Annotated in this window: 30 protein-coding genes and 5 pseudogenes; 16 read left to right on the top strand and 19 right to left on the bottom strand. The window is 40.2% G+C overall.

What is annotated here, in order from left to right; translation table 11 throughout:
• Positions 1-56: 56 nt before the first annotated feature.
• The 7 genes from RS893_RS29725 to RS893_RS29695 form a co-directional block, all read right to left on the bottom strand.
• A complete protein-coding gene (locus tag RS893_RS29725; protein WP_315789140.1) occupies positions 57-182 on the bottom strand; it encodes a hypothetical protein in 126 nt (41 codons plus the stop codon).
• On the bottom strand, positions 175-1,149 hold the full coding sequence (locus RS893_RS29720; RefSeq protein ID WP_315789139.1) for a HEAT repeat domain-containing protein: 975 nt from the start codon (positions 1,147-1,149) through the stop codon (positions 175-177). The genes RS893_RS29725 and RS893_RS29720 overlap by 8 nt, the downstream gene beginning before the upstream one ends.
• Positions 1,150-1,177: 28 nt before the next feature.
• Positions 1,178-1,405, bottom strand: a complete 228-nt coding sequence (locus tag RS893_RS29715) for a 4Fe-4S dicluster domain-containing protein (RefSeq protein ID WP_016868862.1) — start codon at positions 1,403-1,405, stop codon at positions 1,178-1,180.
• 109 nt (positions 1,406-1,514) lie between these two features.
• A complete protein-coding gene (locus RS893_RS29710) occupies positions 1,515-3,236 on the bottom strand; it encodes a fumarate reductase/succinate dehydrogenase flavoprotein subunit (RefSeq protein WP_315789138.1) in 1,722 nt (573 codons plus the stop codon).
• Between the two features lie 57 nt (positions 3,237-3,293).
• The gene (locus tag RS893_RS29705; protein ID WP_315789137.1) at positions 3,294-4,112 is read right to left on the bottom strand and encodes an ABC transporter ATP-binding protein; all 819 of its coding nucleotides are present in this window, start codon (positions 4,110-4,112) and stop codon (positions 3,294-3,296) included.
• A 77-nt stretch (positions 4,113-4,189) separates the two neighbouring features.
• Positions 4,190-5,083, bottom strand: a complete 894-nt coding sequence (locus RS893_RS29700; protein WP_315789136.1) for an ABC transporter permease — start codon at positions 5,081-5,083, stop codon at positions 4,190-4,192.
• A gap of 106 nt (positions 5,084-5,189) precedes the next feature.
• Positions 5,190-6,665: an ABC transporter substrate-binding protein gene (locus tag RS893_RS29695; RefSeq protein WP_315789135.1), complete on the bottom strand. Its 1,476-nt coding sequence runs from the start codon at positions 6,663-6,665 to the stop codon at positions 5,190-5,192.
• 242 nt (positions 6,666-6,907) lie between these two features.
• Between RS893_RS29695 and RS893_RS29690 the strand changes: the two genes are divergently transcribed.
• A protein-coding gene (locus RS893_RS29690; RefSeq protein ID WP_315784082.1) for an IS1 family transposase occupies positions 6,908-7,599 on the top strand; the annotation gives its coding sequence in 2 pieces (ribosomal slippage) (positions 6,908-7,232 and positions 7,232-7,599; 693 coding nt in all).
• A 183-nt stretch (positions 7,600-7,782) separates the two neighbouring features.
• On the opposite strand, the gene RS893_RS29685 is transcribed toward RS893_RS29690, so the two are convergent.
• The 3 genes and pseudogenes from RS893_RS29685 to RS893_RS29675 all read right to left on the bottom strand — a co-directional run.
• Positions 7,783-7,995: a DUF1622 domain-containing protein gene (locus tag RS893_RS29685; RefSeq protein ID WP_315789134.1), complete on the bottom strand. Its 213-nt coding sequence runs from the start codon at positions 7,993-7,995 to the stop codon at positions 7,783-7,785.
• A pseudogene (locus tag RS893_RS29680) lies at positions 7,941-8,439 on the bottom strand (IS1 family transposase); the annotation flags it as partial. The pseudogene RS893_RS29680 and the gene RS893_RS29685, both read right to left, overlap by 55 nt.
• Before the next feature lie 468 nt (positions 8,440-8,907).
• A pseudogene (locus tag RS893_RS29675) lies at positions 8,908-9,255 on the bottom strand (ISAs1 family transposase); the annotation flags it as partial.
• On the opposite strand from RS893_RS29675, the pseudogene RS893_RS29670 reads away from it, so the two are divergent.
• Positions 9,253-9,516 (top strand): annotated as a pseudogene (locus RS893_RS29670) (hypothetical protein); the annotation flags it as partial. The pseudogenes RS893_RS29675 and RS893_RS29670 overlap by 3 nt on opposite strands.
• Before the next feature lie 26 nt (positions 9,517-9,542).
• Here the strand turns inward: RS893_RS29670 and RS893_RS29665 are convergent.
• Positions 9,543-9,767 (bottom strand): hypothetical protein, encoded by a 225-nt coding sequence (locus RS893_RS29665; protein WP_315789133.1) that lies wholly within the window; start codon positions 9,765-9,767, stop codon positions 9,543-9,545.
• Positions 9,768-10,077: 310 nt separating this feature from the next.
• Positions 10,078-10,431, bottom strand: a complete 354-nt coding sequence (locus tag RS893_RS29660; RefSeq protein ID WP_315789132.1) for a Rieske (2Fe-2S) protein — start codon at positions 10,429-10,431, stop codon at positions 10,078-10,080.
• A 312-nt stretch (positions 10,432-10,743) separates the two neighbouring features.
• On the opposite strand from RS893_RS29660, the pseudogene RS893_RS29655 reads away from it, so the two are divergent.
• Positions 10,744-11,337 (top strand): annotated as a pseudogene (locus RS893_RS29655) (phosphorylase); the annotation flags it as partial.
• A gap of 23 nt (positions 11,338-11,360) precedes the next feature.
• Here RS893_RS29655 and RS893_RS29650 read toward each other — a convergent pair.
• Positions 11,361-12,052 (bottom strand): IS1 family transposase gene (locus RS893_RS29650; protein WP_315784082.1). Its coding sequence is split into 2 segments (ribosomal slippage): positions 11,361-11,728 and positions 11,728-12,052, totalling 693 coding nucleotides; the frame shifts between segments, so codons are not numbered across the junction.
• A 37-nt stretch (positions 12,053-12,089) separates the two neighbouring features.
• Here RS893_RS29650 and RS893_RS29645 point away from each other — a divergent pair.
• A pseudogene (locus RS893_RS29645) lies at positions 12,090-12,413 on the top strand (phosphorylase); the annotation flags it as partial.
• Positions 12,414-12,420: 7 nt separating this feature from the next.
• Here RS893_RS29645 and RS893_RS29640 read toward each other — a convergent pair.
• Both RS893_RS29640 and RS893_RS29635 read right to left on the bottom strand, forming a co-directional pair.
• Positions 12,421-12,747 (bottom strand): monooxygenase, encoded by a 327-nt coding sequence (locus tag RS893_RS29640; protein ID WP_315789131.1) that lies wholly within the window; start codon positions 12,745-12,747, stop codon positions 12,421-12,423.
• Between the two features lie 258 nt (positions 12,748-13,005).
• Positions 13,006-13,503: a cupin domain-containing protein gene (locus RS893_RS29635; protein WP_315789130.1), complete on the bottom strand. Its 498-nt coding sequence runs from the start codon at positions 13,501-13,503 to the stop codon at positions 13,006-13,008.
• A 530-nt stretch (positions 13,504-14,033) separates the two neighbouring features.
• Here RS893_RS29635 and RS893_RS29630 point away from each other — a divergent pair.
• From RS893_RS29630 to RS893_RS29620, 3 genes are all read left to right on the top strand, one after another.
• Positions 14,034-14,207 (top strand): hypothetical protein, encoded by a 174-nt coding sequence (locus tag RS893_RS29630; protein ID WP_315789129.1) that lies wholly within the window; start codon positions 14,034-14,036, stop codon positions 14,205-14,207.
• A gap of 202 nt (positions 14,208-14,409) precedes the next feature.
• Positions 14,410-14,721 carry a threonine dehydratase gene (locus tag RS893_RS29625; RefSeq protein ID WP_315789128.1) on the top strand — a complete coding sequence of 104 codons (312 nt, stop codon included), beginning with the start codon at positions 14,410-14,412 and terminating at the stop codon, positions 14,719-14,721.
• 190 nt (positions 14,722-14,911) lie between these two features.
• Positions 14,912-16,447: an NAD(P)/FAD-dependent oxidoreductase gene (locus tag RS893_RS29620; protein ID WP_315789127.1), complete on the top strand. Its 1,536-nt coding sequence runs from the start codon at positions 14,912-14,914 to the stop codon at positions 16,445-16,447.
• A gap of 226 nt (positions 16,448-16,673) precedes the next feature.
• Here RS893_RS29620 and RS893_RS29615 read toward each other — a convergent pair whose 3' ends face one another.
• Entirely contained in the window at positions 16,674-17,708 is a 1,035-nt protein-coding gene (locus tag RS893_RS29615; protein WP_315789126.1) for a hemerythrin domain-containing protein, read from the bottom strand.
• 264 nt (positions 17,709-17,972) lie between these two features.
• On the opposite strand from RS893_RS29615, the gene RS893_RS29610 reads away from it, so the two are divergent.
• The 4 genes from RS893_RS29610 to RS893_RS29595 all read left to right on the top strand — a co-directional run bounded on the left by RS893_RS29610 (position 17,973) and on the right by RS893_RS29595 (position 20,183).
• Positions 17,973-18,713 (top strand): DUF2993 domain-containing protein, encoded by a 741-nt coding sequence (locus tag RS893_RS29610; protein ID WP_315789125.1) that lies wholly within the window; start codon positions 17,973-17,975, stop codon positions 18,711-18,713.
• A 28-nt stretch (positions 18,714-18,741) separates the two neighbouring features.
• Positions 18,742-19,284: a DUF2231 domain-containing protein gene (locus tag RS893_RS29605; RefSeq protein ID WP_315789124.1), complete on the top strand. Its 543-nt coding sequence runs from the start codon at positions 18,742-18,744 to the stop codon at positions 19,282-19,284.
• A 280-nt stretch (positions 19,285-19,564) separates the two neighbouring features.
• The gene (locus RS893_RS29600; RefSeq protein WP_315789123.1) at positions 19,565-19,978 is read left to right on the top strand and encodes a DUF2809 domain-containing protein; all 414 of its coding nucleotides are present in this window, start codon (positions 19,565-19,567) and stop codon (positions 19,976-19,978) included.
• Entirely contained in the window at positions 19,956-20,183 is a 228-nt protein-coding gene (locus tag RS893_RS29595; protein WP_315789122.1) for a DUF167 domain-containing protein, read from the top strand. The genes RS893_RS29600 and RS893_RS29595 overlap by 23 nt, the downstream gene beginning before the upstream one ends.
• 245 nt (positions 20,184-20,428) lie before the next feature.
• Here the strand turns inward: RS893_RS29595 and RS893_RS29590 are convergent, their stop codons facing one another.
• Positions 20,429-21,049, bottom strand: a complete 621-nt coding sequence (locus RS893_RS29590) for a glutathione S-transferase family protein (RefSeq protein WP_315789121.1) — start codon at positions 21,047-21,049, stop codon at positions 20,429-20,431.
• A 202-nt stretch (positions 21,050-21,251) separates the two neighbouring features.
• Here RS893_RS29590 and RS893_RS29585 point away from each other — a divergent pair, with 202 nt between their 5' ends.
• The 5 genes from RS893_RS29585 to RS893_RS29565 all read left to right on the top strand — a co-directional run bounded on the left by RS893_RS29585 (position 21,252) and on the right by RS893_RS29565 (position 25,439).
• On the top strand, positions 21,252-21,923 hold the full coding sequence (locus RS893_RS29585) for an SOS response-associated peptidase (RefSeq protein WP_315789120.1): 672 nt from the start codon (positions 21,252-21,254) through the stop codon (positions 21,921-21,923).
• A 249-nt stretch (positions 21,924-22,172) separates the two neighbouring features.
• Complete coding sequence (locus RS893_RS29580) at positions 22,173-22,694, top strand: photosystem I assembly protein Ycf3 (RefSeq protein ID WP_315789119.1); 522 nt, start codon at positions 22,173-22,175, stop codon at positions 22,692-22,694.
• Positions 22,695-22,776: 82 nt separating this feature from the next.
• Entirely contained in the window at positions 22,777-23,067 is a 291-nt protein-coding gene (gene gatC / locus RS893_RS29575; protein WP_315789118.1) for an Asp-tRNA(Asn)/Glu-tRNA(Gln) amidotransferase subunit GatC, read from the top strand.
• A gap of 137 nt (positions 23,068-23,204) precedes the next feature.
• Positions 23,205-24,176 (top strand): glutathione S-transferase family protein, encoded by a 972-nt coding sequence (locus tag RS893_RS29570; protein ID WP_315789117.1) that lies wholly within the window; start codon positions 23,205-23,207, stop codon positions 24,174-24,176.
• A 108-nt stretch (positions 24,177-24,284) separates the two neighbouring features.
• Positions 24,285-25,439 carry a CapA family protein gene (locus RS893_RS29565; RefSeq protein ID WP_315789116.1) on the top strand — a complete coding sequence of 385 codons (1,155 nt, stop codon included), beginning with the start codon at positions 24,285-24,287 and terminating at the stop codon, positions 25,437-25,439.
• Positions 25,440-25,505: 66 nt separating this feature from the next.
• Here RS893_RS29565 and RS893_RS29560 read toward each other — a convergent pair whose 3' ends face one another.
• Both RS893_RS29560 and RS893_RS29555 read right to left on the bottom strand, forming a co-directional pair.
• Complete coding sequence (locus RS893_RS29560; protein WP_315789115.1) at positions 25,506-25,724, bottom strand: Nif11-like leader peptide family natural product precursor; 219 nt, start codon at positions 25,722-25,724, stop codon at positions 25,506-25,508.
• 199 nt (positions 25,725-25,923) lie between these two features.
• Entirely contained in the window at positions 25,924-26,082 is a 159-nt protein-coding gene (locus RS893_RS29555) for a hypothetical protein (RefSeq protein WP_315789114.1), read from the bottom strand.
• Positions 26,083-26,302: the final 220 nt, after the last annotated feature.

Raw genomic sequence — 26,302 nt, 5'->3', positions numbered from 1 at the left:
TCTTGAAAATAGGGAGCACAGATCAAGGGCAACGGGGAATAGGGATCGGCAATTAACTAAGCAGCCAACCCATAATCCATCTGTATGCATCGGTGTGCATCTGTGTTCGTTAATATCTCCTCATTGTAGGCAATTACCCATAATAACCTAGCTTGTCCAAAAGGAGAATCGTCTTTAGGCATGAGTACCTCCCCCTTGCGATTCTTGAATACTTTGAATGGCTCGTTGTGCGTAAATACACACGTCTCGATCCGGATCGTCTAACGCTTGCTGGAGCGCATTCAGCGCTGCGGGGTTTTTGAGAATACCAAGCGCGATCGCAGCATCTCGACGGACATCCGAAGATTCATCAGTCAACGCTTTCACTAATCTAGGTAAAAACCGCTCATCCGGCGTTTTTTGTATTACTTGAATAGCAAATTTGCGGACTTGCCAATGTTCATCCTCCAGAGCAGTCGCAAGGGCTGGCAATGCATCACTCGATGCATGAAGGGCAAGAGATTGGGCTGCATTACGGCGCACCTGCCAATCAGCATCCGATGTCAAAGCTTGACATAGCAAACTAACCACCTGTTCGTCTGCCAAATGCCCTAGAGTGAGAGCAGCAGCACGGCGTACCGTTGCATCCGAGTCTGTCATCAGCGCCAGAATTGGCTGACACCGCTCCACTTGGTTGAGATACCGGAGTGTAGTCACTGCTGCTTCTCGTAAAGCTGCCTGTTTTGCTTCCAACAAGGGTAACACATAAGGTAGAAACTGAGCATCATGAATTTTTCTTAGCAGAGTCAGCACACTGATCTGGACATGGAAATTGTCCTTTTGCAGAACATCCAAAAGCAACAGCAGATGATCCGGTGTAACTAACTCCCCCAAAGCTGACAGCGCCTCTTGGCGAATCTCTGCATCAGGTGATTCTAAGCACCTCAATAAAGCTGGAACAGCATTTTCGTTTGCCAACTCCCAAAGTGCTGTTACTGCTAACTTTTGCACCGCCAAACTCTCATCCTGTAGTGCCGTCATCAACGGCTGTAGCGCTGCCTCATCACCTAAATGTTGCAGGGCTTTGACTGCAACCAAGCGATCGCTTATCTCAGGCGATCCCAGCATATCTAACCATTGCTTCAGTTCAGAATCCGTATCAGCAAACATGTTTTTTATTTACATCTTCTCTAATTAATTACCGTAACAAAAATGGAATTTGCACAGTAATAGCGTTGGTGGGACACTCCTTCTCACACGGCAAACAGAACCAGCACTCATCGTACTTCATATATGCCTTGCCTGTTTCTGGATTCTTCACCAGCACATCTAACGGACAAACCTCAATGCAAGCTGTACATTTTTCCAGACACTTCGACTCATCGACAATCACAGGAACATCCACTCTTTGGATTGCTAAAGCCATAAAATTTTATACCCCTTGCTTTGATAACCTACTACAACATTACACAAATTCACAAAAACTCTGCGTTCCTCTGCGAAAACCTCCGCGCTCCTCTGCGTTAAAAAAGCACTTATCTCTTACGAACCGCAACATCATAGACTTCTTTCTCTAAATCCACTTCTACCACGTATGGCTCAACCTGGCGCTTAAAGAGAATCATTTCTCCCGACTCATGCTTTTTCAAGTTAATGTGACAGAACCATTCCTCATTATTTTTCTCTGGGTAATCTAATCGGTAGTGGTATAATCCCCAACGACTTTCCCGCCGATAAAGCGATGACCGTGCTGCCATTTCTGCGCAATCCCGAATAAAGTGAACTTCCATACACCGCATGAGTTCGTGGGGATCACGCGCACCCATCATGTCCAAAGTTTCGTTGTAGCGGGTAAAGTAGTTTAACCCAATTTCCATCTTGTGACCCACCTTCGGTGGTTGTAGATAATCGTTAACCAGTCGGCGCAATTTATACTCCACTTGCGTATGGGGGATACCATTCGGGCGAGTGAGCGGAGCATAAATCCGTGCTTTCTCTGCTTTTAAAAAGTCTAAATCAGGCTCGATATGCTCCAATTCTTGGATATAGTCTACAGCATGGATACCTGCTAATCGTCCAAATACAAATGCCCCAATCATGTAATTATGGGGAACACTTGCCATATCCCCTGCTGCATACAATCCTGGTATTGTCGTTTCGGCTTTCTCATTTACCCAAACGCCAGATGCGCTGTGACCACTGCACAAACCAATCTCTGAAATGTGCATTTCTACGCCATGAGTGCGGTAATTTTCTCCTCGCCCTTCATGGAATCGCCCACGACTAGGGCGCTCGTTTGACCAAAGAATAGATTCAATCTCTGCGATCGTATCTTCATCAAGGTGGGTCATTTTGAGTTGGATCGGTCCTTTACCAGAGTTAAGTTCCTTCCAAATCTCCAGCATCATTTGACCGCTCCAATAATCACACCGGATGAAGCGATAACCTTCAGCATTGGCGGTGTAAGCACCAAAGGGACCAGCAACATAAGCACAGGCGGGTCCGTTATAGTCTTTGATCAATGGATTGATCTGAAAGCACTCAATATTTGTTAGTTCTGCTCCGGCGTGATATGCCATTGAGTAGCCATCGCCTGCATTTGTGGGATTTTCATAGGTGCCGTAGAGGTAGCCAGACAAAGGCAGCCCCAAACGTCCACAGGCTCCAGTACAGAGAATTACTGCCTTTGCTTGAATGACGACAAAATCCCCTGATCGCACGTCAAACCCAACTGCCCCGATCGCACGCCCATTCTGCACAAGCACGCGAGTTGCCATGACGCGATTAGTGACTCTGACTTTATGTCGTTTTACCTGACGGGTCAAAATTGTTTTGAGATCCTTGCCTTCTGGCATCGGTAATACATATTTTCCTACCCGATGCACTTGTTTTAAGTCGTAATTTCCTTGAGTATCTTTTTGAAATTTAACTCCCCAACTTTCCAGTTCTTGGATAACTTCAAAGCCAAGCTTGCCTGTTTGATAGACTGCTTTTTGGTTGACGATGCCATCATTAGCAATTGTCACTTCGCGAACATACTGCTCTGGGGTGGAATTGCCGGGGATAACGGCTGTGTTGACTCCATCCATACCCATCGCGATCGCACCACTGCGACGAATGTTTGCCTTTTCTAAAATCAGTACATCACCATCAGGATGAGCTTGCTTCGCCTTGATCGCTGCCATTGTTCCAGCCGTACCCCCCCCAATGACTAGAACATCTGTTTGTATTCGTTGTGTGTTAATTTGAATATCCACTTCCAAGCTCCTCAGTATTTGTAATAATTTCTGAGAAAATACTCTTTATATTGGTTATTAATCTAACTCCATGCTTTTGAGTGTTTCTTCGCGAATTAATTCAAAAATTTGCCGATTCAGTTTGGCAAATTCAGAGGATAATAAACAATCTATATGACGAGGTCGCTCTAAGCCTATATCTATCTTTGCTTTGATATTACCTGGATAAAAACCCATGACAAAAATTTTGTCACTCAGAAAAATGGCTTCTTCAATATCGTGAGTAACAAAAATTACTGTTAGCTTGAGGTTACTCCAAATAGTTAATAAAAGCTCCCGCATCATTTGACGTGTTTGGGCATCTAAAGCTGCGAAAGGTTCATCCATCAGTAGTACTGAAGGAGAGTTTACCAATGCTCTAACAATACTTGCCCGTTGCTGCATTCCTCCTGAAAGTTGATGAGGGTAAGAATGACGGTGCTTATAGAGACCTACTCTATTTAAGTAATCATTCACCAACTCCTGCCGTTGTAATTTCGGTAATCCCTGAATCTTAAGTCCAAACTCGACATTCTCAAATGTGGTTTTCCAAGGTAACAAAGAATACTGCTGAAAAACAAACCCTCGGTCTGCACCAGGAGTAGTGACTTGTTGCTTGTCAACAAAGACAGAGCCGTTAGTTGGTTTAATGAACCCTGCGATCACATTTAGGATCGTTGATTTACCACAGCCTGAGGGTCCCAACAAACAAGCAAATTCACCAGGATAGATTTGCAGATTGATAGAATCTAAAACCTGCACTGTATGACCCTTTCGCCTAAAAGATACAGATAAATTCTCAATTTCAACAGATCCTTTAAGCGATCGCACCGAACTTATATCTGCCAGCGTAGCCATTTGTGATATATCTCCTGGAGGTACAGCAAAGATTGTTGGTTGATAGTTGATTGTTAACTGATAACTGTTAACTGAATTTATCGACTCTGCTTTTTCGTTACTCGCCAGGGCATGAACAACCGAGTCAGTCGATCAACCGCATAGGTACTGGAAGCACCCATTAAACCAATTAGTAACATCCCCATCACGATCGGGGGATAGTTTGATGTTACATAGGACTCCCAAGTCAGATAGCCTATACCATAACGACCTGCGAGAATTTCAGCCGTTACCAAGCAGAACCAGGCGTTACCCATGCCAATCACAAGACCACTGGCAATACTTGGCATTGCTCCTGGCACTACAATATCTTTGAACAAATGCCATTGCTTTGCCCCCAAGCATTGACCCACTCGCAGCAGTAATAAATCTGTATTCTCGACACCTCGGATTGTACTGATGAGAATTGGGAAGAACGCACCAACGAATGTGATATAAATCATTCCAGATTCAGAAGAGGGAAACATCAGGATCGCTAGCGGAATCCAAGCAACGGCGGGAATTGGTCTTAATAACTCCAAGGGTAGAAATATCAAATCTTCAATCTGTTGGAACCAGCCTATTAAAATGCCCAGGCTGATACCAACCGAAGCAGCGATCGCAAAGCCAGACAGAACCCGAGCTGCACTTGCCCATATGTGCAACATCGGGTTGTTGGAGAAGAACTCGATGGTTGATCCCAGAACTTCTAGGGGTGACGGTATTAACGCGAAATTAATAAAGAAGTTGAATTTGATGGTACATAGAAATTGCCAAACACCAAAAAATAACACTAGAGAAAGAACCCTTCGCAATCCTTTGGGACTAAATAGGAACTCCAAGGGTAATCGCTCACGGCGGTGTAACACATTCAATGAGTGGGCGATTGTGGCGCTGAAGCCTCCAAACACTTTGGTCTTGAGTGAAGAACGCTCAGAAAACGGGCCAGACATTGAATACCTCTAGATATTTAGGTGTCCCCAACTTAGCTTCTCATAAATCTCGCAGCTGTTTTGTAACAATGTTCAAAGCTATTTTTAATTTTTATAACTTTGATGGTTACTGAGTTTGAGCATAAAATTGCTGTAGTCCCTTAAAGTCAACAACTTTGACACCTGATTTTTGAGCAAAGTCTTGAGCATCTTTCTGAGTTAAGAATGCAGAAATTTCATTGCCATTTTGAACATAGAAGGAATTTTCGGCAAGCAGTTTCCAGCCATTGTTGCGATCGTGAACGAAAATTACCCCTTTATCTTGTTTATTTTCAGTCTTCAGCTTTTGTAACATTATCATCATATTTTTGATTGAGGCAAAATTGATCACCTTATCGTTACCTTTGAGCCAAAGTTGGGCTGCCATTTTCGGATCTTTAATCGGTTCTTTAGTTTGGGCATCTTCACCGGAAATCACAAAATCTTTTGCATTTGCAACCTCATCATAATTTAGACCAACTTCTTTCATAGCTTGCCGCAAATATTTATCATCCCCCCACTTTGTCACATCTTCGGGATTGACACTAGCATCTAATCGACCTAATTGCTTTAAGGTGACAACGCTATTTTTTAAAGCATCAAAGTTAACTTGACGAATTGTTGGATTAATCTGTTGTAAGCCGGAAGGACCAAGAAACATATAGACTACTTCACGCTCAACCCCACACCATTTCTCAATTTTAGTGGCCATTGCCTCTGGCTGTTCTCGGAACATCTTATTTGCTTCTAACAATGCTTTAAGATAAGCAACAACAATTTCCGGATTTTCTTGAGCAAAATCTGAGCGGACTAATACTCCATGAAAGGTTGGAACTCCTGTCTGTGCTCCGTCAAAAATTTTACGAGCAAAACCCCGAAAAGGAAATAGTTCGCCGAAAGGAACAAAGTTAGCATGAGCATCAATTTGACCTGTCTTCAAACTGCTTCCTCCGACTTCTGGACTTTGGCTAATCAGAGTTACATCTTTATTCGGATTGATCCCTACATCCCTTAAAGCTTTTAATAACATTCCATGAGCTGCTGAACCAAAAGGTACAGAAACTTGCTTGCCTTTCAACTCAGTTAAAGAATTAATAGGGCTATTTTTGGGAACTACCACAGCATTCCCTGCTCCATTTGGACTATAGGCAAGGCTGCCAATGTAAATAGTTCTTACACCATTTCCCTTCTGCTGGAAAGTTGTCACATTAATGGTCAATGGAAAGTCACCCATCATACCAATATCAATTTGATTGGCCAGCATCTTATTGTTTATCGGAGGTCCTGATGTATAGCTTGTCCATTCGATTTTGTATTCTACATTTTCATACTTTCCAGTTTTGGGTAAGTACTTTTCTAAAAGTTTCTCTTCCCGAATGACTGCACCCCCCGTTACTGTGTTAATCGTTTGATCTTGGGTTCCGATCGCAATGCGAATTACTTTTTTGCTGCCAGCGTTGCTGGTATTGTTGGTCGAATTCTGATTAGAACTCTGATTAGAACAGGCACTTGTCAAAACTAGAGAAACTACTATTAAGCAAGATAGTAAGTTCCTACGAGCCATTGGATGTACACACATAACAGAACAAATCCTTATTTCACCGAATTAATTTAGAGGACGAAATCAACTAGGTTTTGTCAGGTTAACGGACAGTAACAGGGAGAGAGAATTTGGCATAATTTTCCCATGAATAAAACCCAAAATGTGATTTTTTCCGACTTTTGGTGATCTTGGTGGTTCTTCAGTACCTAGTATGCCAAAAATAGGCGTTGCATAATAGCGGTATGAATTGAGGTCAATTAATCATGGAATGTCCACGCTGTGGATCTTGTCATAACCGTAAGAATGGAAAGAAAAGAGGTAAACAGAATCACATTTGCTGTGATTGTGGTCGTCAATTCATTGATGTCTATAAACCACCCAGGGGCTACTCGGATGAAATCAAACAAGAATGCCTAAAAATGTACGTCAATGGTATGGGATTTCGTGGAATTGAAAGGGTGAAAAACGTTCATCATACTACCATTATTCATTGGGTTAAACGAGTGGGTACACAATTGGCGGATACACCAAATTCAAAGGAAATTCCGCAGGTGGGAGAACTAGATGAATTAGAAACATTTATTGGTTCAAAAAAAATAAAATCTGGTTGTGGACGGCGGTAAATCACTTTACTCAAGGTATTCTTGCTTGGGTTTTAGGTGATCGTAGTTCGACTACTTTCCAACAGTTATGGAACATTGTCCAGTGTTGGCAGAGTTATTTTTACGTCACAGATGGATACCCTGTTTACCCTTGTTTTGTTCCTGATGGTGACCAAATTGTGAGTAAGACCTACATGACACGAGTCGAAAATGAAAACACAAGGCTTAGACATTATTTGGCTCGTCTTCATCGTAAAACTTTATGTTATTCCAAAACCGAGGAAATGCTGAGATACTCTGTTCGATTGTTATTGCACTACCTCAAATATCGTTCTGTTCCCTTACCTGCCTAAAACATACCTTTATTCAGCAACGCCCAAAAATAAGGTATTCACTTGCGATGGGATTTCTGCAGGAATGTCAATTCTTGTTGAGTAAATGAACGATTTAGTGTTGTTTTTAGTTATTGTAACCATCAGCTTTACTCTCAAGATGTTGTTACTTAAATAAATAAACTTTTAAAGAAACTCAGTTTTTCACTGAACTTTGCCGTCAATAGGGTGGGTTGTTTGTTGTAATTCTCGTACTTCTCGTTGTGAAAAGAAGTTGAGGAAGGTACGAATTTCAGTAATCGCTGCCAGTTTTGCCACTGCATCCCAAGAGGGAGAAATAGCTGTGCTGACGATATCAGCAGCTAATAAAAATTCCGGTGTTGCTGAATGAAAATATAAATCAGGCGATCGCTGCAATCAGATGGGTGCGATACATCAAAGAGTGGAACTGAGCCATACTTAAAATAATGTATGACTACTCGTATGGATAGTTTCAGCATTTGTAGTGACTTAGAGTAACAAAAAGATTTACGATGTAGTCGAGCCAAATAATGTTTAAAACGACTGTTTTCTGCTAGCCTTCGGCAAGCCGCTTTGTGTCTACGACTCTGGTCATATAAGTTTTACTAACAATATGGTCTTCATTGCTAATAAAACAAGGATAAACCGGGTAACCATCTGTAACATAAAAGAAAGAATGCCAACAACTAATTACCTGCCACAACTGCCTAAATGTCTCTGCACTCCGGTCTCCTAAAACTCAGGCTATAACTCCCGGAGTGTTCTTATTGACTGCTGTCCACAACCAAATTTCGTTTTTTTAGCGATAAAAGTTTCCAATTCATCAACTTGGGTTATTTCCAATAGTGACAGAAGAACTGGTAGATACTCTTACCTCTCCTGCAAGCATCCGTGAGAGGTTAAATTATATCAAGTTCGGTTAATCACTTAGAATAAAAAACCTCACCACCATCCCCTCTCCTTGCTAAGAACAGGGGTGCCGAAGGCGGGGTGAGGTAAAAGGGAATTGTAAGTAATCATGCGAACTTTATATTAGAGTGCATTTTGTCAATCAGCTAAAATACCCAAAATAATTAAATGATAATGATAATAGTGTAGGTAGAGAGGGGGGAAGGATGGGAGCTTCTCTTCTAATCCTTCCTCCTCTATTTAATTATCATTATCAAACAAGTTTTTAATAGCTATTTTGTCTAAAGAAAAAGTATTGTAACGAGAAAATAATACCAATTTGAAAAAAGAATACAACACATGGATATATAAGACCCCACCCCAACCCTCCCCTTGGAAAGGAGAGGGTGCCGTTAGGCGGGTGGGGTTATCTGTCGCAAACATTATTTTAATTGGTATTATTTTCTGGATTGATTTCATCCAGTTTAAGAAACATTCCTGAAATTGCTGTGGATTCAAATGTGCAAATACTCTCGCAAATGTATCGTGTGAGGGTCTCCCATTTGGTAACTCTAAAAATGTTTATAACCACTCATACTTCGTGCAGCCATACAGTTCAATCGCCATCCAACTATCTGCTCCACATATCACTGCACAGATTGCAATTGTCAAAATATCTATCAACTTGTGTCGCTTCGTGCGCTCTATTCTTGCATCTGTCATCTGTGCAAACTGGTCAGCAATGGTGATTTTGGGCTTGAGCTTCACACCTCTGCATTCAGAATGTTTAAATTGGATGGGGGCCGTTATGCTGAGGTCATTTTACAAGAGCAACGCTTCTGGATTGCAGAATTAGAATTAGGTCTAGGTGTGTGGCAAGGACAATATCAAAATATTGATCAACTGTGGTTACGCTGGTATGATACGACAGGTAGCTGGGTGTTAACACCTACAGAACAGGAACAGCAACAAACGCAGAGGTTGATAGTACAGTTGCCATCGCTCGGCGTAGAACCAGATTTAGACTAGTTATTTACAACTCGGCAAAATAGAAATTATCTAATTTCTGAGTAACTCTCATACCTATTAGCGTTGGCATAAGGTTCTGGGTTGGGATCTACATAGGGTTCCACATTGGGATCAGCATAAGGTTCTGGGTTGGGATCTACATAGGGTTCCACATTGGGATCAGCATAAGGTTCTGGATTAGAGTTTGTATAGGGATCTATATTGGGATCTTCGTAAGGTTCTATATTGTAATTACGACCTGAGATATTCATATGCCTTAAATCTGAATCTACGCCGTCTTTGAGTATTAAACCATAAGTCTGCTGACACTAAAACTCAAGAAATTAGGTAAGGGTTCTACTCATACACAATTATTAGATAGTGAGGGTTAATTGGCATCTATCAATAGGCTGTTTTTTTACTGTTTGCAGAAGGCAGATAGCACAAGGAGTACTGCTGTGTGCTTTTTTTGATTAAAATATTATGATATTTAGGCGTTTAGCGATCGCCACAACAAATTTGCATTCTACTTTGCTGAGGCGATCGCTTGATATGCAAGCAAGTATGAGATCCAGCAGTTGGTTATTCTGCTACATCAACCCAGATACTCCCTTCTTCCACACGCACAGGATAAACTGGCAGTGTTTTTTCTCGTGATACTACACTCATTGCCTTACCGATAACAGGCGGCCATGCAATCCAGTCTTTGACTTCACCAGTGCAAAGATCAAAAGCACTACGATGCCAAGGACAAACAATTGCCCCATCTACAATTTTGCCCTTTTTCAAAGACAATTTCAGATGAGGACAAGCATTATCCACTGCATAAAATTGACCTTCATGATTAACCAATAAGATTTTTCGGCTACCAACTGTTACTACTTGTCTCGCACCAGGGGAAAGTGCATCAGATGCTAGAACTTTCGTCCAACTCATAGATTCTCCTCTGTTGAGCATTCTGCTTTTATAGTTTCCCGCAATTGTGACCAAAATTAGTTGGTTGATAGTTGATAGTTGTTGTTTGTTGTTTGTTAGTAGTTAGTGGTTAGTAGTTAATGACTTACTACTCCACCCTTACCTTAAGCCGCTTGCGCGTCTACACACTCCCCACACTCCACCCTACCTTAAGCCGAAGAAGGTGCGTCTACACACTCCCCATTGCCCCTAATCCCCACTCCCTTCCACTCCCCACAAACCCTCAAACAAACATAATATAAAATTTTGTTGGTATCACTTAGACCTTAACAAATGGCACAGGGAAAAATATTACTGCAAGCTCATACATTCTGGACAAGAATCAAACAGCAGACTGAACATGCTCTTGCTACCAATGCTATGGTTTCAATACCGACAGAATCGGAATTTATCGAGCAAAACGGTGTTTGCTTTTTGGTGCGGATTGTGTCTAACCTAGCTCGTAAGGACGAACTCAAGCAGAAACAAGAAAAACAAAACAATTCCTCCCCCAAAGATTTTAATCCTTTTCTTCCCTACGAACAGGATTTATTTGTTGCAGATATTTCTGATACCCATGTGTGTATTTTAAATAAATACAACGTTGCTAAATATCACTTGCTATTGATTACCCGTGCCTTTGAAGAACAAGAAAGTTTACTGACTTTAGCAGATTTTGCTGCTATGTGGGCGTGTATGGCTCAATTTGATGGGTTAGCATTCTACAATGCCGGCAAGATCGCTGGTGCTAGTCAAAGACACAAACACTTGCAACTTGTGCCATTACCACTGACACCTACAGCAGGATTGCAGCTACCAATTGAACCTCTACTTAAATCTGCACAAATTCATAACTCGATCGCAACTCTACCAGGATTTGAATTTGTGGCGTTGCTGAATAAAGGTATGTTTTAGGCAGGTAAGGGAACAGAACGATATTTGAGGTAGTGCAATAACAATCGAACAGAGTATCTCAGCATTTCCTCAGTTTTGGAATAACATAAAGTTTTACGATGAAGACGAGCCAAATAATGTCTAAGCCTTGTGTTTTCATTTTCGACTCGTGTCATGTAGGTCTTACTCACAATTTGGTCACCATCAGGAACAAAACAAGGGTAAACAGGGTATCCATCTGTGACGTAAAAATAACTCTGCCAACACTGGACAATGTTCCATAACTGTTGGAAAGTAGTCGAACTACGATCACCTAAAACCCAAGCAAGAATACCTTGAGTAAAGTGATTTACCGCCGTCCACAACCAGATTTTATTTTTTTTGAACCAATAAATGTTTCTAATTCATCTAGTTCTCCCACCTGCGGAATTTCCTTTGAATTTGGTGTATCCGCCAATTGTGTACCCACTCGTTTAACCCAATGAATAATGGTAGTATGATGAACGTTTTTCACCCTTTCAATTCCACGAAATCCCATACCATTGACGTACATTTTTAGGCATTCTTGTTTGATTTCATCCGAGTAGCCCCTGGGTGGTTTATAGACATCAATGAATTGACGACCACAATCACAGCAAATGTGATTCTGTTTACCTCTTTTCTTTCCATTCTTACGGTTATGACAAGATCCACAGCGTGGACATTCCATGATTAATTGACCTCAATTCATACCGCTATTATGCAACGCCGAATTTGTACATGCTTTCGCACCGCTAGATTCTCTCTGGGAGCAGTCGCCATTTACCGCTGCTCAAGTAACGTTAGAGTATTATCATTCTCTACTACAGGCAGTCGGTTTAAAAGAAAAACAATCTAAAGCTTACAATCTTTTGGTGACACGAGAATGGATGCTGCTCGTACCGCGATCGCAAGAATGTTTTGCATCTATACCAGTCAACTCACTAGGATTTGCTGGGACTTTGTTTGTGCGAAACGAGCAACAAATGCAGACTCTCAAACAACACGGACCAATGAATGTGCTGAAAAATGTCGCTGTACCAATCAACTAGCGATCGCCTATGATGAGAAAGTTCCCCAATTCAGCTTTCCTCCAGTAATTTGAGTTAATTGTTCGTTAACATCAAATTGCTTGGTGCTGATATTTTCAATCCCAAAAGATTTTAAACGTGTTATGTGTTCTGTGAGGAATGTGTCTAGTGAAGATGCATCCTCAAACAAATAAATCCCTCCCGTTTCTCCATCATGAGAATTTTCTATCCATATTTTCCACAACAAACCTGGTGTTTCGGAAAGTTTGTGCGCCAGTTCTGAATATGCTTGCGCCATCTCATTTCCCCACGGCCCATTAAAAGGAAAATTAATCTGCAAAAGCTTTAAACCCATTGTAATCTACCTCTTTTGCTTCATCGGTGTCTATCTGTGTGCATCGGCGGAAAGTTTGTAGATACGGAGTGGCTTCCCCCTAGGGTGCGGAGGTTTCCTCCGATCAAAGCTTTCCAAGACAGTGTTCGTTTTCTCAAATATTTAAGTGCTTATATAAATAATCCATCACAATCGACTCCAACGCTTATTAAGTAGGAAGTTAGGATGAAATTCATTTTGCCAGCTACTTAAATCCAATTGCAAACCACTATAATTTTGCTAAGCAAGAAACTGTAGTCCATACTTAGTGACAGCAACTTCAATCGCCTTTTCAACGTCAGCAGGATTTGGAGGACACAAAAGATTGCGCTTTTCTTCCTCACTCATTGGTTCCACAATTTGCTGTCCTATTTCTGAGAAAAACTGCTCGGCTCCTGATGGTGTAATTACCATTAAAATTTTGGCAGAATTTGAACCAATATTCTTAAAACCGTGAGATTGATTTTTAGGAAAATTAAGAAATGTTCCAGAATTAGCAATCATAGTGCGATCTGCAAGTTGGTACTCAATTTCTCCTTCTAAAATATAGTGTGCTTCATCAGCTTGATCATGACGATGAGGTGGTATTACACTTTGCGGTTGCATCAAAACTTCAGTTATTGAATAGACTCCACCTGTATCTTCCCCCGTAGCCAAAAAAGTGTATAAATCACCCAACACTAAATATGTAGAACCCTTACCCGGCGGAACTAATGTAGTTTTATGATTGAATGTCATGGTAATTCTCCTTTGAGTGCGATCGCATTTTCTAGTTAATTAACTATTGATAAACAGACTTTTACGCAAATCGCTTAGAACAGTAGATGACATCATACTTACTCAAGTTTGACATGATCAGAACTTCCATAGAAAAAATCTATAAAGCAAACGCACTAACCTTCTCTGTTTCTCATACCTTTGTGTTCTCTGCGTTCTCTGCGGTTTATTGTTTGGAATAACTTATTTGTTGAAAATCCCGTGTATTCATAGCTTAACTCTTCTTTACTTAACTCAGTAAACTTTTCTTACACCAACTTGCTAGAGAAGTCAGGGATTTATTTTGAAAATATGCGTAAAGTGGCAAGCAGGTCTTGATTAAGACTATAGAAACAAAAAATTAAACAACCTTAGATAAATACAAATAGTACTAAAAAATAAAAACTATTGATAAAGTTATTGTTGGATTGAGAACAATAACAAAATCTTTATACATTTATCTATAGCAGAAAACTTAATTTTAATAATAATCAAAACAAGGAGAAATAAAAATGAAAACCTATGTAGAAAATGCTAATAAACAATTTTCCCTAGCATCATTATCATTCAAAAATGATTCTGTTAATCAGAATATTATTCATGAAAAACCAAAACTTTCTATGATTTGGGTGAAAGAATACAAAGGAGAACGTGAAATTTTAGTTGCCAAGTGGATTGCTGAGTAACACACAGTCGAATTCCATTGACAAATACAAGCAATAAATCTTGGGAAAAATTAAGTGCGATCGTTCCACTCCCAACCGAGGGACACAAAGCTTTGTGTCCCTTGATTAGTCATTTGGTAGTACATAGATATACAGATAGGAACATGACAAGAAAAATCCTATAAGTCAAAATAATAATAAGCTGTAATCAGGAGGCAGTGCCATGTCTGGTTTAATGCAAATCATGAGAAACTTCTTTATTCGCCTAGAAGGTCTTTTATATCAATTCTTTGGTTTGATCAGAAACATCTTCTCTCAAGTATTTGGTTTTTTGGCTAGAATATTCGGGTTCTCCAATACTGGCTATTTTTTGGAAAGCGATGATGCCAACACTATCAAATCTTCTCAAAACAAGCAAGTTACTGAACCTGAGTCAAAGATGACTCCAGAACCTGCAATCACTGCTCGTCGTCGTCCCGACCCCAAAATGGATTATTTTCGTAAGATGGCCCAAGAGGTGAATAAAGCCCCTTAAGATGGATGTAAGGGTTTAGTTAGGGGTGTAGAGGTATAGAAGAAAAGCAAATTCACGCTTACACCCCTATCCCCTCACACCCCTAGTAATCAAGTAGCCTCCATGAACTGTATACACTAGGGTGAAAAATTTTTGACTCCTCCTACACCCCTACACCCTTATACCCTTATACCCCTTTTTCAAATAACTAATGGATAGTGCAGATATAGTTGTTATTGGTAGCGGTATTGGTGGTCTGAGTTGTGCAGCATTGCTAGCACGATATGGCTTTGATGTAGTCGTTTACGAGAGCCATTCTATCGCTGGTGGTGCTGCTCATGCTTTTGAGCGTCATGGATTTAAATTTGACTCTGGACCATCGCTTTATTCTGGACTATCTTACAAACCTTCTGCCAACCCCCTGCGTCAAGTACTAGATGCGATCGCAGAAGATTTAACATGGGTGACATACGATACATGGGGTTGTTGCCTACCAGAAGGCGATTTTGATACTACCGTCGGTGCTGATCAATTTTGTGAAGTTCTTTCCCAATTGTGTGGTCAGGATGCTGTAGCCGAATGGCGTCATCTTCAACGTGTAATGGCACCCCTAGCTAGGGCAGCTGTAGCAATTCCTCCGGCGGCAGTGCGCTATGATTTGGGTGCAACAATCACAGTGGCTCAATTTGCATTATCTATGGCGCGCTATGCGCCCAATATTACCAAATTGACCGGGGCTTTTAGCCAAATCATAGATGGTGTTGTTCGTGATCCTTTTATTCGTAACTGGCTAGATTTGCTTTGTTTTCTGCTTTCTGGGCTGCCAGCTAATGCAACCAGCGCCGCAGAGATGGCATTTATGTTTGCAGATTGGTATCGACCTGGTGTTGTGCTAGATTATCCCGTTGGTGGTAGTGGTGCGATCGTAGATGCACTGGTACGAGGACTGCAACGACATGGGGGTCAGTTGATACTCAATGCTCATGTGGAACAAGTGCTTGTAGAAAATAACCGCGCCACAGGTGTATGTTTGCGTAATGGCAAGGTGATCCGGGCACGTCGGGCTGTTATATCTAATGCATCGGTATGGGATACGCTGAAATTATTGCCTAAAACAGCTTTGGCAAAATCGTTTCAACGGCGAGCCAACACACCAGAGTGTGATAGCTTTATGCATCTACATCTAGGTATTGATGCCCAAAGACTGTGCCCTGATTTGGCCTGTCATCATATCATAGTCAACGACTGGGAAAGAGGTGTTAGCGCCGAACAAAACGTTGTTTTGGTATCGATTCCATCTATTTTAGACCCATCGCTTGCACCCCCAGGAAAGCATGTGATTCACGTCTATACTCCTGGTAATGAGCCGTATGCATTGTGGCAGGGAATACATAGAAACAGCTACGAGTATCAGCAACAAAAGCAAACACGGTCAGAGGTGATGTGGCAAGCCTTAGAACGAATTATTCCCGATGTGCGATCGCGTTGTGATGTTACTCTTGTGGGTACACCCCTCACTCACGAACGATTTTTACGTCGTCACCGAGGTTCCTATGGCCCAGCAATCCCAGCCGGAAAAGCTTTCTTTCCTGGTTCCACTACACCCCTCAAAGGACTGCTATGCTGTGGAGATTCGACATTTCCTGGTATTGGCCTACCAGCAGTTGCAGCTAGCGGTATGATTACTGCCAATACACTTGCACCTGTTAATAAGCATTTACAAATGCTCAAGGATATAGGTTGTTAGTCTTTTTATTATTTTCAAATAATACCAAATTGGCACGTGGAAGTCTTGTTTCAAAATTCTGGAATGCCTATGAATCAGTAGTTTTAATCCAAAATCTAAAATCCAAAATTGGTATAAAATGCCGTAGGGGCGTACGGCTGTACACCCCTACAAGACATTGTGATCCAAAGTGATGAAATTAGTTGCAGTTATTAACTATTTTGCTACTAGCAAAACAGACCTCTAACTACTTAGCTGCTTTCTGTTGGATTCTTTGCTTAGCAGCTTTGAATTGAGTAGCTAATTGCTCACTTTCATCACTACTCAAGTTGTTACGAATTGCAGCAAACATTGTGCTTTCTTCTTGACGAATGTGGTCGCCGACAGCATCCATTAGCTGTTTAATCTTATCTTTGAATTGAGAAGAAGAGGGATTAATTGCCTTAATTTCCTCTAACATCCGCTTCATTTCAGCTTGTTCGTCATACAATTCTTGAGTATCGCTTTGACCGTAGAAAGGACGTACTCTTGGGTAGACTACTTCTTCCTCAGCTACAGCATGAGCGGTCAAGTCTTTGTAAATTTGACCAAAGTACTCTTGAATTTTTTGAGGGTCATTGCTTGCCAACAATTCAGTAAATAAGGTGTTTACTTTGTTGTGATCCAAGCGAATAACATCTTGGACGTTCATATCGCTTTTATCACTACTTTGGGTAACAGCACTACCTACAACACCGCTTAATGCTGCCATCGCATCTTGTACACGTGCCCAAATACCCTGATCTGCGTCTTGTCCGGTGAGTTCACGAACACCTAAGATTTCCAAGATACCTTTGAGTTGTTCTTGGTGAGCGCGGTTCTCAAAGTTAACAGTATTCAAAGGCCCAATCGCCATCATCACATCCGCACCAACTTTTTGTGCTGCTTTGTGAATTGTCAAGCCGGACATTACTTGTTGATGCTTTAATAATTCATGCTGAAATACTTTTTCATACAAGCTTAATTCAGAGCCTTGCATCAATTGCCGAACCTTATTAATCATTTCTGTAACTGTGTTTTCTGGCTCTGCTTGAATGCCATATTGCACATTAACTGTTTCCAGAACGCCCTTGTTTTTGCGATCATCTTCGAGCATTTTGCGGACGCGATCGGCAATTTCGCTATCGTTAATTTCCTTTAAAAACTGTTCTTCGTTTTGAATGATCAATTCTTGAATTGCTTTCATGTCTGCCAATTTCATGGCAATAGCAGAACGCTTAGCATCATCTAAAGCGACAACCATCTTGTATTCTCCTCTAAAAAATTTGTCTCTTCACTTTTCTCAGGTTACATAACAGTTTCGGAGAGTACCATCTTTCTTTTGAACGATAACCTCAAAACCAAGGAAATAAAAATTTCATTTTTAGGATAATTTTAAAAATAAAAATATATCTATACATTGAGATAGATAACTACGAAAATTATACCTCCATCGCCAGATAGATAAAATTCCTTTTCCACTTTTCTAGATTGACTCAAGGATAGTTGAACTGGAGATTGATTCGTAATGTCTGAAAATCCTGGGCTAGGAGAACAGGCGGTAAATAAAGCCGTAGAAATGGGTTTATCTAATCAGTTAGATGAAGTTGAATATTTAGATATCAATATCAAAGCTGAACCACTCAATCTAGTCCAAGGAGAAGTGGAAGCAGTCTCTATTGACGGCGAAGGTTTGGTAATGCAGCAAGAACTCCGTATGGAGAAAATAGAGATGGAAATTAGTAGCGTTGCTATTAATCCTCTTAGCGCTGCTTTCGGCAAAATTGAATTAACAAAACCAACAGCAGGTCGCGCATTAGTAGTATTAACCGAAGAGGATATTAACCGTGCCTTTAATTCTGAATATATCCGTTCTCAGCTGCAAAGCCAAAAAATTCGAGTTGATGGGCAATTAATGACTGTTGTGCCGCAAAATGTTGAGTTTCGATTGCCTGGAGATGGTAAAGTAGCTTTGAGTGCAACTTTAGTTTTAAAAGAAAGCAACGAAACTCGTAAAATAAGCTTTTCAGCAATTCCACGTGTGAGTGAGAACGGAGAAACAGTGACACTTGAGAATGTCGAGTATGGTGATAGTCAAGAAGTATCACTGGAACTGACAAAAGCTTTAGTAGATGCAACTAGCCAAATTTTGAATTTGAACAACTTTGATTTAGAGGGAATAAACCTAAGAATCAAAAGATTAAAGATGGAAATAGGCAAACTCATCCTTCAAGCAGAAGCAGAAGTTGAGCAAATCCCTTCAGCATAAAGTTACTTCAATTCTTAAAGGTGAGACTATGGAAACTCAAGAAAGAAGCTCTACACCCTATCCTAATATTCCAGCCTTTTTGGAAAGTGACGACAGAGAGTTTCGTGACCCTGGTGTACCTAGTACTGTAGCAGTTGCAGGTCATCCCATCCATCCTATTCTTGTACAATTCCCAATTGCTTTTCTTGTAGGGGCCTTATTAACTGATGCAGTCTTCTGGTTCACAGATGATAGTTTTTGGGCAAGGGGTTCTTTTTGGTTAATAGCTGGTGGATTGGTGGGTGGTGTAGCAGCAGCCTTAACAGGGCTTATGGACTTTTTAAGAATCGGACGAGTCCGTAAGCGTACTGCTGGTTGGGCGCACTTAATCCTGAATGTGAGTGCTTTGGTGCTGACAATTATCAACCTAGTATTACGTTGGAATAACCCTATATCTGCTGTACTACCTTGGGGACTCGTAATCTCGGTACTTGTAGCTACGCTTCTTGGCATTTCCGGTTGGTACGGCGGTGAATTAGTATACCGACATAAAATTTCTGTGATTGGCAACGGGAATCCAAACCAACCTTAGTACGACTTTGCCTAAGACCATAGCGTTTTTAAACGCACCAGGGACGCAGAGTCTACGCAAAGGAACACAGAGTATTTCAATAAACTGATGTTCATCCTCAGGTTTTGATGTAGGGGCATTAGGCATAAGTAGATTAACACTCAATGTTTCTTTGCCTATACCCCTACACCTCTACCCATTTTCATCGAGGGACTAAAGAAAAATTAAAAATTGTAAACTATATATTTTTAATTTTCAATTTTTAATTTTTAATTGACTTGTCCTGTATACTGAAAAAAATGTGTCAAAAAAAACACTAAGCCTTTATATAATAGTTTCTTTGCTCATCGTTACAGGGATGGGCTTTTTATTTAAATACTATACTGGTTTTGCTCATAAATGGTTCAATGATTATGGGGCTGCTGTTTTCTACGAAATATTTTGGTGCTTGTTTGCATTTTTATTTCTCCGGAGTCCAAAATTTATTATAAAAATTCCTTTATGGGTCTTTATTATTACCTGTATATTAGAATTTCTACAACTCTGGCATCCTCCCTTTTTAGAGCAAATTCGCGCTACTTTGGTAGGTAAACTACTACTTGGTACAACCTTTGTTTGGTGGGATTTTCCTCATTACGTATTAGGCTGTTTTTTAGGTTGGTGGTGGCTGCGACAATTACAAATAAAGGGTTATGCAAATAAAGATCAAAGTTAAACCAAACTCAAAGATGCAAAAAATAGAAGAAACTGCCGATGGCAGTTTGATCGTACATTTAAAATCGCTGCCTGTTGATGGTAAAGCAAATGAAGAATTAATAAAAGTTTTATCTGAAAATTTTGACGTCCCACAATCTAAGATTAGAATTAGGTATGGGTTATCATCAAGACAAAAGCTGATTGAAATAGACACTGATTTATAAAGCCGCATAACAGTTAAACAAAGTTAACCAAGAATCAGAATCGGTGAAAAATTTCAATGATATAATGGGAGTAAACCAAAAATTGCTTTATAAACTCGACAATCCCCACTCTGATTAATATTCGCCAGATATGATGTTCATCTAAAAACCGCTATAAACTATTAAAAATACTCTGAAATACAACAAACTCGTTTTCCAGGATCAGCTGAGAAAACGAGTTGGTAGATGCAAATTATATGAACCAATCAATGCTGTAATTCTTCTTTAATTGAGATATATCTTGGCTGTGTTTTTACTCTTTCAATCCATGCTTGGATAGCAGGAAATTGTTTCAAATCATATCCACCTTCATCGGCTACATGAGTGTAAGCAAACAATGCAATATCTGCAATAGTATAACGTTCGCCAACAAAAAAGTTATGACTCTGTAAATGATCTTCCATCAGTTTTAAGGCTGCATAACCAGATTCACGATTTTGCTCTATGGCTTCCTTGTGTTCTTCCGCTTTACCTAGTACAGAAATCCAAAATCTCAATGGCGCAATGTAAGGCTTAAGGCTGCACTGTTCAAAAAACAACCATTGCATTACTTGCGCTCGTAAAAAGCGGTCATAAGGTAAAAATTCTGTGCCTTCACTCAAATAAACTAATATGGCATTTGATTCTGCCAAATATTTATCTGGTTTCACCTCCAATAATGGAATTTTACCATTAGGATTTTTACTTAAAAACTCTGGTGTTCGAGTTTCGCCTTTTAAGATATTCACCTCTACCCTCTCAAATGGCATACCAATTTGTGATAATAAAAGACGTATCTTGTAGCCATTTCCTGAAGGTAAAAAATCGTACAATCTTAGCGTTTCCATGCCAATATATTGTGAGATGAAGGTTTTGATTAATTATGATGCAGCAAAATACAATGGTTTTTCAAAAAAACTAATAAATAGAAGAAAATTTTTATAAATGCCGCAATTCTAGACAAAATAAATTCTCTGAAAAACAAATTTTATTTAAGTATTATTTTTATCATTGAGATGTTTAATTTGAGTCAAATCTAAGGATCAAAAAATGTGTGGAAGATTTACTTTAAGCGTATTTCCAGAAGTTTTAACCCAAATATTTGAGGTCGAAAAAATTCCTGATTTCGAGCCGCAATATAACATCGCACCTACGCAAATGGTTTTGGTGGTTTTGTATAATTCTGAAGGTCACAAGCGCGAAATTGAGCGACTACGTTGGGGTTTAATACCTTCATGGGCGAAAGATCAGAGCATGGGAGCAAGGCTGATCAATGCTAGGGCAGAAACCGTAGCCGAAAAACCAGCGTTTCGTCGTGCTTTCAAGCGCCAACGTTGTTTAGTGGTAGCAGATGGCTTTTACGAATGGCAACAGCAAGACGGTAAAAAACAGCCATATTATTTTCGTCTTTTGGATGGAAAACCTTTTGGTTTTGCAGGGTTATGGGAAGAATGGCAATCTCCACAACAAGAACAGATAAAATCTTGTACAATTTTGACAACCCAAGCTAACGAATTACTGCAAATGGTTCATGATCGTATGCCAGTAATTCTCCAACAGGAAAATTATGATTTATGGTTAGATCCCCAAGTTCATAACGTGGAATTGTTACAACCACTACTGCACCCCTACCCATCAGAGGCGATGACTAGCTATCCTGTAACAACCTTGGTGAACAGCCCCAAAAATAATAGCGCTGAGTGCATTACCCCAATCAACTAAAGGCTAAAGTATGAAGTATGAAATATGAAATTACCTCACCCATAAAGGGATGGGACATGAATCAGGAAAAACTTAATTTTTTTCGCCCACGAAGGGTGAGGCGTGTAGCAATTCTTACTTAATCCTTCATCCTTTGTTCTGCCAACACTTGAATAGTCATACAACCGACAACTGATAACTGATAACTGTTAAATTAGCTAATAGTTAAAAAAAGCCCTGCCAGTAGCCCAACCTCAATAGAGGCGTTATATGCCAAGAACTCAGAAAAACGATAATTTTATCGATAAATCTTTTACAGTCATGGCAGATCTGATCCTGAAGATTCTGCCGACGAACAAAAGAGCCAAAGAAGCCTTTGTTTACTACAGAGATGGGATGTCGGCGCAGTCAGAAGGTGAATACGCCGAAGCTTTAGATAACTATAAACAAGCCTTAGAACTAGAAGATGATTCCCTTGATCGCGGTTACATTCTCTACAACATGGGACTAATCTATGCTAGTAACGGCGAACATGAGAAGGCTTTAGAGTTATATCACCAAGCACTGGAGTACAATCCCCGCTTACCCCAAGCCTTAAACAACATTGCGGTAATTTATCACTATTTGGGTGATAAAGCCAAAGAAGCAGGAGACGAAGACGGTGGCGAAGCACTGTTTGATAAAGCTGCTGACTATTGGATTAGAGCTATTCGCCTTGCTCCTAACAACTACATTGAAGCCCAAAACTGGCTAAAAACCACAGGCAGAATGCAAATTGATGTATTCTTTTAGTCCAGGGTCAATTGTCAATTGTCCAGAGTTTTTACAAATGACCATTGACCAATGACCATTGACCATTGACCAATAACTTTTTATGCTCGATCGCGAACAAGTCCATAAAGTAGCCCATCTCGCTCGTTTAGAATTGACACCAGAAGAGGAAGAGCAATTCACTACTCAATTGGCAAGCATTCTAGACTACTTTGAGCAACTCAGTGAATTAGACGTTAGTGATGTACCACCCACAACACGGGCTATTGATGTCAGCAACGTGACACGCAGCGACGATCTACAACCTTACAGCGATCGCGAAGCTATTCTTCAGAGTGCGCCAGAACAAGAAGGCGAATTTTTCAAAGTGCCGAAAATTCTCAATGAAGAATAGTTAGTAGTTAGTAGGTAGAGACGCGAGGAACATCGCGTCTGTACATTAGTAGTTAGTAGTTAGTAAGTAATTGGTAATGCGTAATTGGTAATTGTTATTAGCCACTAACCACTAACATCCATCAAAGGAGGATAACTATGGGTTTGGGAATTCTCAAGGATGGTAAATGGTTATCTGAACGGGAACAGGAAGACGCAGAAGGTAAATTTATCCGTCCTTCAACCACTTTCCGTAATCAGATTACCACCGATGGTACAAGTGGATTTAAAGCTGAAGCAGGTCGTTATCATCTGTATATTTCCTGGGCTTGTCCTTGGGCGTGCCGCACTGCGATTATGCGCCAACTAAAAGGACTGCAAGATATTATTGGTATGTCTGTGGTTGCTCCCGAAATTCACGACAACGGCTGGGAATTTGCAGATGAACCAGGCTGCATTCCTGATACTGTCAACGGCGCTGATTACCTTTGGCAAATTTATTTGAAAGCTGATCCCAACTATAGCGGGCGTGTCACAGTTCCAGTTTTATGGGATACACAAACCAACACAATTGTCAATAACGAATCCCGCGAAATCATACGGATGTTTGATACTGAGTTTCATCATCTTGCTCAGAATAATATAAATTTTTATCCAGAAAATTTACAAAAGATGATTGAAGAGACGATAGATGCTATTTACCAACCGATTAATAATGGTGTATATCGGGCGGGTTTTGCAACCAAGCAAGCAGCTTATGATCAAGCAGTAACAGAACTATTTAATGCTCTTGATCATTGGGAAAAAGTCTTAGGAGAGCAACGTTATCTGTGTGGGGATCAAATTACTGAAGCAGACTGGTGTATGTTCACAACTTTGTATCGCTTTGACCCAGTCTATTATGTGCATTTCAAATGCAACTTACGCCGGATTGTAGATTATCCTAACTTGTGGAATTATCTCAAAGACTTGTACCAACAGCCTGGTGTCAAACAGACTTGTAACTTAGACCACATTAAGCGACACTATTACCGCAGTCATCCTAAAGTTAACCCGACTCGGATTGTTCCGAAAGGGCCACTGGTTGATTTTGATGCTCCCCATAATCGCGATCGCGTATTTGCAAAATAAATCAAAATTTTCGCTAATTCAGCTAAATTTGCCATATTGCACCAAAAACACTACCGACAACCTCTGAGTTATGGAGTAGACTAATCTCATGGTGTGAGGAGTGGGAATATGGCTAATCCACAACCAGGGGTAAGGTTACTTTCTTTGGCTTTTATCAGTGTATGTTTTTTTGTAGGCATTAGTATAGGATTGGGTATCCGCTCGAAGCGATCGCAAGCCACAGATACAAATAACCTACCCAGTGACATTGTCCCTGATCCGAACTCACCTCCACTGATCAAAGAGCCTAGCTATATAGACACAATTACGATTCAAGCAGTTGGGGATGTGATTCCTGGTACGAATTTTCCTAACTACAGATTGCCACGCGATCGCAACCAATTAATCCCAAAGTCGGTAAGGATGCATCTAAAAAAAGCTGATATCTTGTTTGGTAACTTTGAAACCAGCTTAACAAAGCATCCCTACACTACCAAAGACATCAGTCGTGGACAGGTGTTTGCATTTCGTTCTCCACCTTCCTATGCTCAGTTGTTTGCTGATGTCGGCTTTGATGTATTCAATATAGCTAACAATCATGCTATGGATTTTGGTTTAGTGGGATTTGCAGATACAGTTAAGAATCTCTCTGCTGTTGGTATCAAAACACTAGGCCATAAAAATCAAATACTTTTGCTGCAAGCTAAAAATATTCCAGTTGCAATGATAGGGTTTGCACCCTATGAACGTTACAACTCCATTCACGATTTCCAAACAGCCAAAGCCCTTGTACAACAAGCCAAAAAACGTGCGGATGTAGTAATTGTATCGATGCACGCAGGAGCAGAAGGAACAAAAGCACTACAAGTGAAAAATCGGACAGAGACTTTCTACGGTGAAAATCGAGGTAACGCGGTAAAGTTTGCCAGGACAATGATTGATGCAGGAGCAGATTTAGTGCTTGGCCATGGCCCACATGTTCCTAGAGCCATAGAAGTTTATAAAGGAAAACTGATTGCTTACTCTTTAGGAAATTTTTTAGGATATCGAACTTTATCTACAAGAGCCGAGACTGGTTACTCAATGATTTTAGAAGTTAAGTTAAATTCCCGAGGGGATTTAGTAGCAGGTAAAATTATTCCTATACATATGAATCGGCAGGGAATTCCCCACATTGATCAGCAATTACGGACTGTAAAACTTGTACGCAATTTAGTTGCAAAAGATTTTCCGAATGCGCCAGTTAAGATTAATAAAAAGGGAGAAATTACAGTCACAAATTAAATTCACCCTTCACCCTTTATCCTTCACCCTACTCTACCTTGAAGTCTATGAGCGCGTCTACACCCTTCATCCTTCATACTTTCCCTGAATTTCAGATACCTGAGATTCTGACTCTTCCATTACTAAGCCAGTAGCTTTTTGCCATTCCTCAACAGTGAAGTTATACCCCTGTTGTTGCGCCATTTGTACAAAAGTTTCTAGGTCTGATGCCGAATTTAGTGTTTCTCTTAAATTAGCATTAGTTTGAGCGGCTCTAAATAGTCTAATCACTTCTTGTTTGGACATAGATCTTCTAAGATTTATAAATTTAGTCATTAGTAAATAGGATTTGTAAGTAAAGCGCGAAATTTTGAATAAATATAAATTGGGATAGGTAGTATTGTTTTACATGCTTACTTCAAACTCTAAAATCCAAAATTAGTATAAGTTTTTCATTTGCTCATAGAATTCCTAATTATTTTGTTCTTACACCCAATCAAGGTGTTTATTGGTTTTTTGTATTTTTATCAATAAACATGCTCCTTCGGTACAGCAGCCATGCTTCTGCCATCGTAAAAGCAGCATTTAGAATAATATTGCTACCTGCTTGTAGAGTCAAAGTAGCTTTACGATGAGTTTGGGTTGTTAATTGTGTGCTGTCCACATTCACTTCTACGGTAGATTGTGGAATTATTTGTAGGTTCAGTATCACCTTAAGGACAGATATTATGATTACTCAGTTAACCGTCATTTTACTGAAGATAATCCATAATATATGTCAGAAATATTACTGATAATTATGTGATTTTTTATTGAATATCTCCACTTTACGCCACAATGACTTGATTGTCTATAGTAGCTCTCCATAATAATACTGAGAATAA

Source organism: Fischerella sp. JS2, from assembly GCF_032393985.1.
GTDB lineage: Bacteria > Cyanobacteriota > Cyanobacteriia > Cyanobacteriales > Nostocaceae > Fischerella.
This window is presented reverse-complemented; position numbering and strand designations above follow the sequence as displayed.

Excerpts from the sequence above, each read along its gene's own strand:
- RS893_RS29635 (WP_315789130.1), bottom strand. The coding sequence starts at position 13,503 with ATGACATTCAATCATAAAACTACATTAGTTCCGCCGGGTAAGGGTTCT.
- gatC (WP_315789118.1), top strand. The coding sequence starts at position 22,777 with ATGCTCGATCGCGAACAAGTCCATAAAGTAGCCCATCTCGCTCGTTTA.
- RS893_RS29625 (WP_315789128.1), top strand. The coding sequence starts at position 14,410 with ATGTCTGGTTTAATGCAAATCATGAGAAACTTCTTTATTCGCCTAGAA.
- RS893_RS29715 (WP_016868862.1), bottom strand. The coding sequence starts at position 1,405 with ATGGCTTTAGCAATCCAAAGAGTGGATGTTCCTGTGATTGTCGATGAG.
- RS893_RS29665 (WP_315789133.1), bottom strand. The coding sequence starts at position 9,767 with ATGAATATCTCAGGTCGTAATTACAATATAGAACCTTACGAAGATCCC.
- RS893_RS29590 (WP_315789121.1), bottom strand. The coding sequence starts at position 21,049 with ATGGAAACGCTAAGATTGTACGATTTTTTACCTTCAGGAAATGGCTAC.
- RS893_RS29700 (WP_315789136.1), bottom strand. The coding sequence starts at position 5,083 with ATGTCTGGCCCGTTTTCTGAGCGTTCTTCACTCAAGACCAAAGTGTTT.
- RS893_RS29595 (WP_315789122.1), top strand. The coding sequence starts at position 19,956 with ATGCAAATAAAGATCAAAGTTAAACCAAACTCAAAGATGCAAAAAATA.
- RS893_RS29585 (WP_315789120.1), top strand. The coding sequence starts at position 21,252 with ATGTGTGGAAGATTTACTTTAAGCGTATTTCCAGAAGTTTTAACCCAA.
- RS893_RS29620 (WP_315789127.1), top strand. The coding sequence starts at position 14,912 with ATGGATAGTGCAGATATAGTTGTTATTGGTAGCGGTATTGGTGGTCTG.
- RS893_RS29570 (WP_315789117.1), top strand. The coding sequence starts at position 23,205 with ATGGGTTTGGGAATTCTCAAGGATGGTAAATGGTTATCTGAACGGGAA.
- RS893_RS29615 (WP_315789126.1), bottom strand. The coding sequence starts at position 17,708 with ATGGTTGTCGCTTTAGATGATGCTAAGCGTTCTGCTATTGCCATGAAA.
- RS893_RS29720 (WP_315789139.1), bottom strand. The coding sequence starts at position 1,149 with ATGTTTGCTGATACGGATTCTGAACTGAAGCAATGGTTAGATATGCTG.
- RS893_RS29725 (WP_315789140.1), bottom strand. The coding sequence starts at position 182 with ATGCCTAAAGACGATTCTCCTTTTGGACAAGCTAGGTTATTATGGGTA.
- RS893_RS29605 (WP_315789124.1), top strand. The coding sequence starts at position 18,742 with ATGGAAACTCAAGAAAGAAGCTCTACACCCTATCCTAATATTCCAGCC.
- RS893_RS29565 (WP_315789116.1), top strand. The coding sequence starts at position 24,285 with ATGGCTAATCCACAACCAGGGGTAAGGTTACTTTCTTTGGCTTTTATC.
- RS893_RS29560 (WP_315789115.1), bottom strand. The coding sequence starts at position 25,724 with ATGTCCAAACAAGAAGTGATTAGACTATTTAGAGCCGCTCAAACTAAT.
- RS893_RS29660 (WP_315789132.1), bottom strand. The coding sequence starts at position 10,431 with ATGAGTTGGACGAAAGTTCTAGCATCTGATGCACTTTCCCCTGGTGCG.
- RS893_RS29610 (WP_315789125.1), top strand. The coding sequence starts at position 17,973 with ATGTCTGAAAATCCTGGGCTAGGAGAACAGGCGGTAAATAAAGCCGTA.
- RS893_RS29630 (WP_315789129.1), top strand. The coding sequence starts at position 14,034 with ATGAAAACCTATGTAGAAAATGCTAATAAACAATTTTCCCTAGCATCA.
- RS893_RS29580 (WP_315789119.1), top strand. The coding sequence starts at position 22,173 with ATGCCAAGAACTCAGAAAAACGATAATTTTATCGATAAATCTTTTACA.
- RS893_RS29705 (WP_315789137.1), bottom strand. The coding sequence starts at position 4,112 with ATGGCTACGCTGGCAGATATAAGTTCGGTGCGATCGCTTAAAGGATCT.
- RS893_RS29695 (WP_315789135.1), bottom strand. The coding sequence starts at position 6,665 with ATGGCTCGTAGGAACTTACTATCTTGCTTAATAGTAGTTTCTCTAGTT.
- RS893_RS29640 (WP_315789131.1), bottom strand. The coding sequence starts at position 12,747 with ATGGGTTTAAAGCTTTTGCAGATTAATTTTCCTTTTAATGGGCCGTGG.